This window comes from Embleya sp. NPDC020886, assembly GCF_044333915.1.
Lineage (GTDB): Bacteria > Actinomycetota > Actinomycetes > Streptomycetales > Streptomycetaceae > Embleya.
Genome location: NZ_JBIRRX010000037.1, coordinates 1 through 9,140 on the forward strand (window position 1 = coordinate 1; position 9,140 = coordinate 9,140).

Genomic DNA, 9,140 nt, shown 5'->3' on the forward strand with positions numbered 1-9,140 from the left:
GATACGAGATCAAGGCAGCGCACTTCGGCGCGTTCGTCAGCATCGCCGCCGCATTCATCTGTTACCGCCAATATGCCAAATGAAACGGCTTCTAAGGCACGCCGTCGCCGACCATTCACCGCACATCCTGGTTGTGAGCGCGCATGGTGCCCTACGTGGAAACGTTGCCGGACTCGTCTTGGGGGAGCGGGAGTTCTGCATCGAACTCGGACTGGATAATCCACCGCCGGTGGTGATCCTGAGTGCATGCCACGTCGCACCCCGCGGCGCCGGAGCCGTCAGCATTACGGATCTGCTGATACGTGAGGGAGTACGGGCCGTACTGGGAACCCAAGTGTCCGTCGACGTACTACGCAACGCCACACTGATGGGACGATTCTTCATCAACATCGCGGCGGTCTTGTCTGAGCCCGACGAACACCCCACCCTCCTTGACGTCTGGCACAAGGTGCAGGCGTCGAACGCCGTCACCGACATCCTCCACGCGGGGAGCCCGTCCCTGGGAGCCTGGGTGCACAGCCTGACACCCAGTGGCGTAGATGTCCTTAGCGAGTTCATGCTCAACCGTTCGAAAGGGCGGTTGCGGCTTCCACACATCTATGAGGACACTGAACGCGTCCTCAGCGAGATCGCCGACGACCAAGGCCAAGGCGATCGCGTACGCAATTGGTTTCGCAGGCCGGGCTACGTTCCAGAATCCCTGTTCTACTTCTTCGCTGGCAAACCGGATCGCATTTTCCTCTCCACTCTGCTTGCCAAGATAGAGAAGGAAACGGGTCGCAGCTAAGGACGCACGCCACGTCGTGGTTGGGCTCGGGGTCGAGGCAATGATTGCCATCTGACTGTGTCGAAGTTCACCCCAAGGCTCCACGACCCGCCACAGGAAGGCCAGAACGACGAAACGCGCCGAGAAGCCTGTGCACCAGGCTGATTGATCCGTACAGACGCCCAGTGGGCCGGTACCCGTGACCCACTGAGCGATCGCCGTCGTGTGCGCGACGCCCGACCAGTCGCCGACCGACGCCCCTGTACCTGCCTCAACTTCCCACACCCAGCAGCCACCACGGGCGTGGGGCGGAGGACGTGTCGTCGATCGAAGCGATCGATTGCGATACCCGGCGTTACAGATGGCCCTCGCTCATGAGTTCCTGTTCTGTTGCACGGACACTCAGGAGCGTGGCCGACGGCTCCGGAAGCGGCTCGTCCCGCAGACGGGCGCCCAGACAAGCGATGGCGTGTTCGGCAAGGGGACCGACCGTGGAACTGCGGTGGAACGTTCCCGGCGTGAAGATGTTGGGGGTGAGGCTCACGAAGTACTCGTACCGTGCGCTGAACCCAATGATCTCGGTGAGGCGTTCGCGCAACTCGCGGTCTCGGATCTGCATCGTGGCGAGATCGATCCCGTCCAGGAGCGCCGGGAGCCGCTCCGCCCACGCGTGTTCCTCGGTGTTGCCAGATCCGCCGGAATTGTTGATCGTCGGGAAGGCGCGCCCATGGTGTCGGAGCGCCAATACGGCGTTGACGGTCGTCTCGATCGCGGCATGGGTCTGCATCCGGGCGTGTTGTTCGCGCGCCGCAGTATCCGCCTGCCGTTGAGTCCACCATGTGCCCGCAAACGAGGCGCCAGCGCCGACGATCGTGCCAACGAAGCCAGCGAGCAAGGTTATCCATTCCATGCCCGAATCCTGGCGTGCGAGTCCCGATGGTGTCGGCGGTTCTGCGGGCCCAGCCTGCATACACGGATGCAAGGGCTGTCTGGACGTGTCCCTATGGTGGTGATCATGGACATTTGCCGCAGACTCCAGAGCCGCGCCTCTTACCCCGTTCCGGTTGCGCTCGGACGAAGCCAGACACGAAGTTGTCGTCTCCGGATTCGACTTGACCGATTCGCTTCGGGCCGTCGAAGTAGTCATGGGAGCCGGGTCTCCACCCACCATCGTGCTCCACCCGTCCCGGTCCGCACACGCCCGGCCGAACTCGATCTCCTCGCACGCGTCCACGTCGGCGTTGAGGACGAGGCAGGTCCGACCGCTGCGTGATTCCTGGCCGCCGTCGACCCTGCCGAACTCGAACGCGCGGCTCTTCATCGCCTGGACATCGACCCCGGCCCGCAGGGACTGGCGTCCGCGATGCTCCGCCAACTTCTGGAGTGGGCACATGGCTGCCGGGTCACCGTGCGCGCGTCGCCGCAGGCGGACCGCAGTTGCGGCACTGGCCGGCGTGACCCTGCACGGCACGGTCTGGGTCACCACCACCGACGGCCTGGTCCACCCCGCCCCGTGCGACCCCGGCAGCGGCAACCATCCGTGGTGGGGCGACGGCTGGGGAGACCGACCCACCGAGGCCGCGTGCGTCGTCGACCGACTCCTCGACGACATCGGCGCCGACGCCGACCTCCACGAACACTGGCGACACGCCCCCGCGGGCCTGACCCACCTGCTGAACCGGGAACACCCCGACGGCACCGAACTCACCCGCGCCGCCCTTCTGCACGCCCGCATGACTCGACCCCCACGCGAGCACTGACCCCAGGATCCCGGAGAGCGGGGCCGGGGCGAGTGCGCGAATCGCCACCGGCCGACGCCACGGCGCGGCACCGCAGCCTGGGATCCGAAGAGACCGCCCGGCCCGCTCCCGGACGCGGCTCGGGCGGATCGACCACGACCGGTTACCGGCGCGATCGAGGTGGCGGTCCTGCGGGGCCAGCGCATCGGCAGGCTACGCCGGGGGCGTGAACGAGGTCGTGTGGCGTCCTTGTGGGTCGATCCGGAGCCGGTGGTGCTCACGCCCGGGTCTGCCGGCGCTCTCGAAGTCGCGCCGGACGTTCGCGAGTTCGTCGGCGAGGCGGCGCGGGCCGCACTGGCGGCACGTGCCGTCGGCGTGGACGGTCGCGACGGAGCCGTCGCCGGTCCACAGGGTCAGCGCGTCGGGAAGGTCGCGTTGGCCGAGGTCGGACGCGGGCAGGGCGAGACCGATGGGGAAGCGGAGATCGTCGTCGTGCCACGCGTCGAGCGTCATCGCGCACGGCTCGAGCGGGCCGGTCGGATCCCCCGGGATAGGGAATGCCGTTGCTGCGCGCAGTCGTGCGCAGGCCCATGAAGTAGGCAGGCGTGGCCAGGAACGGGCCTTCGGCGTGGCCGTGTTCGTCGACGGTCAGGCACACCACGCCGGTACCGAGCGGCAGCACGAGGCGGCCGCCGGGCCTGACGGCGGCGAGCCAGGTCTTGGGGACGCGGTCCACGCCGCAGGTGGCGATGAGGCGATCGAGGCTGCGGGGCTCGGCGGGTGGCGGGGTGCCGTCGGCGTGGACGACGGTGACGCGCGGGTGTCCCGCCGCGGTCAACGCGCGGCGGGCGGTGGTGGCGACGTCGGGTTCGATGTCGAGGGTGGTGACGTTGTCGTCTCCGGCGAGGCGGGCGAGGAGGCCGGCGTTGTAGCCGGTGCCGGCGCCGATCTCGACCACGCGCATGCCCGGTTCGATGGCGAGGGCGTCGAGCATGGCGGTCATCAGGGAGGGGACGGTGGAGGACGACAGCGGTGGGCCGTCGTCGCCGAACATCGTCGCCGTGACCAGGAGCTGGTCGGTGTAGACCTCGCGTGTCCAGTCGGGGTGGTCGCAGGTGAAGACGCGGGTCTCCCATGTCTGCGCGGCGGTCTCGATCCGGCGTACGAAGCGGGGTACGTACACGTGCCGCGGTTCGGCGCGGAACGCGTCCAGCACGTCGGGGCGGATGCCTTCGGTAATCATCGCGTCGACCATGGCGTGGCGCAGTCGGCGAGTCTCGTCGGTGTCGGCCGGCGACGCCGCGGGGGTCGTGTCCGCGGGTGGGTGGGTGGTCATCGGGTGCTGTGCTCCAGGTGGTCGACGATGGCGGTGGTGATGTGGTGGTGGCCCGGGACGAAGCCCCACTGGCCTCCGGGGTTGAGTTCGAGGGCGAAGACGCGGTGGTCTCGGGTGGCGATGAGGTCCCAGGCGGCGAAGACGAGCCCGAAGTCCCGGGTGACGGACACTACGCGGCGCGCGAGTGCGGCGGGCAGTGTTCCGGGCCGGTAGGTGGTGTGTTCGTCGGGTGCGGTGCGGATGTCGAGGTAGGGGGCGTCGACGTGGATCTCGGTGGTGAACAAGCGCTCCCCGACGACGGCGACGCGGTACTCGAACGCCCGCCCTCGGACTTCGGCCTGGACGAGGTGCGCGGTGGAGGCGATGCGGGGGTGGCCGGCGTAGGCGTCCGGGACGCGGGTGGTGTTGACGACGTGGCGTGCGCCGGTGGCGTCGGTGTGGGTGATCGGTCCCAGCGTCTTGCCGATGGCCGGGGCGTGGTCGGCGCAGAAGCGGCCGTGGGCGGCGGGTGCGTTGCCGATCCAGGTGTCGGGGGTGTCCAGGCCTGCCGCGCGGAACGCGGCGAGTTGGGCGGGTTTGGTGCAGGCGGCGGCGCGTGCGGGGTCGTTGACCCAGGTGACGTCGGGCAGCGCGGCCAGGATTCCGGACAGGCCCAGGCGGGCCTCGCGTTCGGCGAAGTCGCGTTCCGGGCCCGCCGGGGTGGCGCTCGCGTGGATGGTGGTGGGGCGACGCCAGTAGACGGCGCAAATGTCCTCGAGTGCGATGCGTCGTGTGCCTTGGGCGAGGTGACCGTGCCAGACGCCGTCCCGGGACAGGGTGGCGTCGAGGGTGACGTCGCGGGGGAAGCCGCCGGGGTCGATGCGGGCGCACGGAATACCGCGCTGATTGAGCTCTGTGATGACGAGGTCGGCGGTCGGGTCGACCGGCCCCGTGGCGACGAGCACCCGGGGCCGGCCGGTCCGCGACGCGGGTCGGTCAGAGATCGTCGGCTCCCTCGTCGATGGCGATAGCGGAGTTCCCGTCGGTGCTGAACGTCGACTTCGTCGCCATCTCGATGCCCGGCACCTCCACCAACGGCCGCCCGTCCAACAACGAGACCTGCGTGCGCTCGTCCAGAACCAGGACGCCGGGGAGGTCGATCGCGGTCCCGGCGGGCCGGGCCCGGTCCAACAGCAGCGGGATCAGGGCGTCTTCGGCCGTCTTGGTTGCCTCGGTTTCGGGTTCGAACACGGTCCTCATGGCGATCCCTTTCGTCGTCGGGTCGTGCCTTCAGCGTGCGCCGGCCCGGTGCCGGCGGTCATTGCGGGTGAACGCGCGCGGCATTGAGGTCGAGTGTCAATAGGGGTGGGGCCGGGGCGAATGTCTCCCGGATGGCAGCCGGTTCGGGTTACGGTGCGGTCATCGATCGGTGACGCACCGTCGAGGGGGCGCGATGTCGAGGCCGACCCGGGCGCGACGTGAACAGATACGACGCGAGGCCGCGACCATCCGTGCCCGCTGCGAGCGCGAACGCCGGCCGGTCGAGGAGATCGCGGACACCATCGGGGAGCACATCCCCGAACTGTCCGCGCTGGAGGGGTGGCGCCTGGCGCTGGGCTGGACCCGCGCGCAGACCCTGGCCACCGTCGCGCGCATCTACGCCGACGACGGACTGCAAGTGCCGGGCCTCTCGGCCGAGCAGTTGTGCCGTTTCGAACACGGGCCGGATCGGCCCGGACCCGAGTACGCGCAGGTCCTCGCACGCGCGTACGGCACCACCGAGCACCGGCTCGGGCTGGCGACACGGTGCGCGTGCGGAAGGGACGAAACGAGGGTTCCGGTGGGCGGGCTCGGGTACGGTCGGGCGCGGGAGGCCCACGTCGGGTGGGCGACCGCGCACTGGGGAGTGGAACACGTGACCACCGCCGCCGGACTGCCCGCCGTCCGTGAGTCCCTCCACCTCGCCCTCGCCGACGATCCGCGCGCGTCGCGGGCCCTCGTCGACCTCGCCGAGGCGGCCGTGGAGCACTACGCGCTCAACTACTCGCGTCACCCACCCCAGGTGCTCTTCGGCGAACTCCACCTTGTGCGCGGCATGTTGGTACCCGTGCTCGAACACGCGGCCGGTGGTGGGGACGGCACCACGGTGACCGGTCTGCGGTCGGTCGCGGCCCGGCTCTCGGCGCTGTTGGGCAACCTCGCGTTCCACCTGGGCGACCACACCGGCGCCCAGGCGCACCTGGCCGCCGCCGCGCTGTTGGGCGAACGCTGCGGGGAGGGCAACCTGCGGGCGTGGACGTTCGGCGCGGCGTCCATGGTCGCCCGCGCCGACCGGCGCCACGACGCCGCGCTCGTGCATGCCCAGCGCGGCCTCGCCCTCGCGGCCACACCGCTACGGCGCGCGCAGCTCTCCTCCTGGGCACTCGCACCGTCCCTGGCCGCGCTCGGTCGTGCCGAGGACGCCCGACGGGCCCTCGCCGACGCCGACGACGCCCTGGACGCGTCCCCGGCGCAGGCCCGGGGGCGGTTCGGGTTCGACCGTGCCGAGCATCTCCTGCACGCCGCCGAGACCCACATCGCCCTCGGCCAAGGCGACCGTGCGGGCGAGCACGCGCGCGAATCCGTGGCGGCCGCCGCGTACGCGTCACCGGGTTGGGCGGCGGCCAGCGCCGTCCTGGCCCTCGCCGAAGCCCCCTCCGCGCCCGGCGACGCCGCCGCCCGTGCCCACGACCTCCTCGACCACATCCCCACGCAACACCTGCGCGCCACCACCCGCGAACGCCTGGACCGCCTGGCGTCGGGGCTGCCTCGGGACGTACGCGCCGGCAACGAACTCCGCGAACGCCTGGTGGCGTTACCCCGGGCCGTCGACACCCAGGGACAACCACCGGCGTCGTGAACCCGCCACGACCTGCGGCTCCGTACCGTCGCTCGCGCCCGACATCGCACAGCACCTTTTTCTCGCGCGCCGACGTGAGGACGGGCCCATTCGGGGTCGGCGCACGCCACGGTCGCGGCGGACGGCCGGCCGCCGGTCAGCCCTGTGGTGCGAGGCGTTCGAGAAGTCGCTCGCGTTGTTGGACGCCGAGGCCGCGCACACGGCGACTCTCGGAGATCTCCAACTCGTGCAGGAGCCTCGCGGCCCGCGCCTTGCCGACGCCGGGAAGGGATTCGAGCAGGGCACGGACCGGCATCTTGCGCACGGCGTCGGACTCTGCGGCCAACAGCTCGCCCAGCGACAACCGGCCGCGCTTGAGCGCCTCCCTCACCTCTGCCCGTTCCCTACGCACGAGGGCAGCCTTCGCAAGCGCGGCCCGGCGCTCCTCGGTGGTCAGCGGCGGCACGGTCATCCGGGTGCTCTCCTCGCATCGCTCGGAACGGAACGGGCCCATCATCTCTCTCCGCCCGCGGCTTCGACCAGCGACTTTGCCGATGGCGGCGGGCAACCGGTGTCCCGATCGACAGGGTGTGCGCACGACGTCGTCCGGCCGTACGGGATATGTCGCGTGGGTCGGGGCTGTGCGGGAATCACGGAAACGCGTATGTCCGCCGCGGACTTCTCGTCCCATGAAAGCCGGGACGCTTTGCAGGTCGACGACCGGTCGGCCGCGAAAACCCGGCGAAGGCACGGGTGAGGTACCCATCGATGTCGTCGCAGGCCAAGCATCGCTACCTGGTCGAGCACCCGCATTGCGCGCGCTGTGCCCGGGAGTCGCGGTGGTCGTCGATCACGACCACGACAAGGGCCTGGCACGCGGTCTGTTCGTCGTGACCGGTCGTCGGCGCGGGTGGTCGTCGGCGTTGCGCGAAGCACGCCATCCACGTCCGGGCGTGTTCGTCCCGGTGCGTCGGAAACGGGTCGGATTCCGGGGCGTGGTGGGCGCCGGGCGAAAACGGTCCTTTGGCACACGCGACGCGCCGGGACGGGCGATCATGTGGGCATCATGGAAGTGGGAAGTCCCCTCCCATCGGTAGAGGGAACCCAGCGCCCCGGTCGACGAGGTCGTGCCTCTCCGGTGGTCCCGGTGTCATGAGAGGAAGGAGTCGTCGGATGATCACGTCGACGGTCGACGAACTGCGTGTATCGCTGGAACGCGAGGCCGAAGAACTGGCCGAGCACCGCGACGAACTGCGGTCGGAACTCGCCGAGGTGGAACGGCAATTGGAGGCCCGCCGCAACGCGGTGGAACACCTCGCACTGATCCGCCCCCTCACTCCTGCGCCGGTGGCGCCGGCCGGCGACGTCCCGACCGAGGAAGCCACCGCGGACACGCCCGTGGTCGCCGGCCCGACCACCCCCAGGAAGCGCCGGCCCAAGACGGCACCGAAGAAGGGCGATCCGGCCCGAGCCCACCCCGCGCACACGGCACCCGCGACCGCTCCCGCGAAGAAGACCCGCGCGAAGAAGACCCCCACCGCGAAACCCACCCCCGAACCGGCGACCGGGCGACCGGTCCGAACCCACCTGCGCGACGAACTCGCCGAAATCCTGGAAAAGACCGGCGAACCCATGAACGTCCGCCAACTCACCGAAGCCCTCGGCGAAACCACCACCAAGAGCCGCATGGAAAGCGTCCGCACCTCCACCGAAGGCCTCGTCAAAGCCGGACGCGCCCTCAAGACCGGACGCGGACTCTTCGCGGGCACCACCACCTGACCCCCACACCCCACCGGCTTCGACGGCCCCCAGGGTCACAGACGCCGGTTCCGCCACCCCGGGAACACGCCTTGCGGAAGCCGAACACGACGACGGCCTCCAGCTCGCCTGGAAGGCCACGTCCCAGGACCCGGCCAACGGACTCGGCCGAACTCGCGGCGGCGATCGTCGGGCGGTGCCGGCCACGCTCAGACCCTGCAACGTCGCAGGTCGACCGTCTCCCCTTCGAGAGACACACTCGGCACCACCACCGCAACCCCAAGTCGCAAGAGGAGTTCCCGCGGGGTTCCCCGGCGGGTTGTCGCAGTGCGGGGATGTCAGGGGGCTCGGCGGGAACGGGAGTGCCGGTCCCCCACGGGTGGCGGCGGCTCGGCGACGAGTCGGCGGGGGCGAAGTGGCGGTCAGGGGCCGCGGTGGGTGCCGGACGCCCTCTCGGCCCAGGTCAACGAACTGGGCGTCCCCGCAGTCGCCAGCCGGGTCGTGGGCAAAACCGTCCGACGCCCCGAGACCGTCATCGAACGCGACCGAGCCGGACCTTGAGAGGGTCGGTGGGATGGTCCGAGTCTGTCTTTGAGGTGCCCTTGATCTTCCGGACAGCGACCCGCGTAGGGTTGTAGGAAACCGGAAAGAGAAAGCACGTGCCAAAGAGATATACACAGCAGT

General features: G+C 70.0%; 9 protein-coding genes. 4 read left to right on the forward strand and 5 right to left on the reverse strand.

What is annotated here, in order from left to right; genetic code table 11:
• Positions 1-787: CHAT domain-containing protein (locus tag ACH4U8_RS45905; protein WP_395784711.1), on the forward strand; the 787-nt coding region annotated here is incomplete at its 5' end.
• Positions 788-1,121: 334 nt separating this feature from the next.
• Here the strand turns inward: ACH4U8_RS45905 and ACH4U8_RS45910 are convergent.
• Positions 1,122-1,676 carry a hypothetical protein gene (locus ACH4U8_RS45910; protein ID WP_395784713.1) on the reverse strand — a complete coding sequence of 185 codons (555 nt, stop codon included), beginning with the start codon at positions 1,674-1,676 and terminating at the stop codon, positions 1,122-1,124.
• Positions 1,677-2,157: 481 nt separating this feature from the next.
• Here ACH4U8_RS45910 and ACH4U8_RS45915 point away from each other — a divergent pair, with 481 nt between their 5' ends.
• The gene (locus ACH4U8_RS45915; protein WP_395784715.1) at positions 2,158-2,526 is read left to right on the forward strand and encodes a hypothetical protein; all 369 of its coding nucleotides are present in this window, start codon (positions 2,158-2,160) and stop codon (positions 2,524-2,526) included.
• 256 nt (positions 2,527-2,782) lie between these two features.
• Here the strand turns inward: ACH4U8_RS45915 and ACH4U8_RS45920 are convergent, their stop codons facing one another.
• From ACH4U8_RS45920 to ACH4U8_RS45930, 3 genes are read right to left on the reverse strand one after another with little or no spacing between them, the layout of a single operon-like run.
• Entirely contained in the window at positions 2,783-3,841 is a 1,059-nt protein-coding gene (locus tag ACH4U8_RS45920) for a methyltransferase domain-containing protein (RefSeq protein ID WP_395784717.1), read from the reverse strand.
• Positions 3,838-4,785, reverse strand: coding sequence for an MvdC/MvdD family ATP grasp protein (locus tag ACH4U8_RS45925; RefSeq protein WP_395784719.1), 948 nt, complete (start codon positions 4,783-4,785; stop codon positions 3,838-3,840). Before ACH4U8_RS45925 ends, ACH4U8_RS45920 begins: the two co-directional genes overlap by 4 nt.
• A 31-nt stretch (positions 4,786-4,816) precedes the next feature.
• Positions 4,817-5,080: a hypothetical protein gene (locus ACH4U8_RS45930; protein WP_395784721.1), complete on the reverse strand. Its 264-nt coding sequence runs from the start codon at positions 5,078-5,080 to the stop codon at positions 4,817-4,819.
• 193 nt (positions 5,081-5,273) lie between these two features.
• Here ACH4U8_RS45930 and ACH4U8_RS45935 point away from each other — a divergent pair, with 193 nt between their 5' ends.
• On the forward strand, positions 5,274-6,719 hold the full coding sequence (locus ACH4U8_RS45935) for a Twin-arginine translocation pathway signal (RefSeq protein WP_395784723.1): 1,446 nt from the start codon (positions 5,274-5,276) through the stop codon (positions 6,717-6,719).
• Positions 6,720-6,855: 136 nt separating this feature from the next.
• On the opposite strand, the gene mihF is transcribed toward ACH4U8_RS45935, so the two are convergent.
• Complete coding sequence (gene mihF / locus ACH4U8_RS45940) at positions 6,856-7,170, reverse strand: integration host factor, actinobacterial type (protein ID WP_395784725.1); 315 nt, start codon at positions 7,168-7,170, stop codon at positions 6,856-6,858.
• Positions 7,171-7,871: 701 nt separating this feature from the next.
• On the opposite strand from mihF, the gene ACH4U8_RS45945 reads away from it, so the two are divergent.
• Positions 7,872-8,477 carry a hypothetical protein gene (locus ACH4U8_RS45945; protein ID WP_395784727.1) on the forward strand — a complete coding sequence of 202 codons (606 nt, stop codon included), beginning with the start codon at positions 7,872-7,874 and terminating at the stop codon, positions 8,475-8,477.
• The last annotated feature ends 663 nt before the right edge of the window (positions 8,478-9,140 follow it).

Coding starts and splice junctions, on each gene's coding strand:
- ACH4U8_RS45910 (WP_395784713.1), bottom strand. CDS start 1,676: ATGGAATGGATAACCTTGCTCGCTGGCTTCGTTGGCACGATCGTCGGC.
- ACH4U8_RS45915 (WP_395784715.1), top strand. CDS start 2,158: ATGGCTGCCGGGTCACCGTGCGCGCGTCGCCGCAGGCGGACCGCAGTT.
- ACH4U8_RS45920 (WP_395784717.1), bottom strand. CDS start 3,841: ATGACCACCCACCCACCCGCGGACACGACCCCCGCGGCGTCGCCGGCC.
- ACH4U8_RS45930 (WP_395784721.1), bottom strand. CDS start 5,080: ATGAGGACCGTGTTCGAACCCGAAACCGAGGCAACCAAGACGGCCGAA.
- ACH4U8_RS45935 (WP_395784723.1), top strand. CDS start 5,274: ATGTCGAGGCCGACCCGGGCGCGACGTGAACAGATACGACGCGAGGCC.
- mihF (WP_395784725.1), bottom strand. CDS start 7,170: ATGACCGTGCCGCCGCTGACCACCGAGGAGCGCCGGGCCGCGCTTGCG.
- ACH4U8_RS45945 (WP_395784727.1), top strand. CDS start 7,872: ATGATCACGTCGACGGTCGACGAACTGCGTGTATCGCTGGAACGCGAG.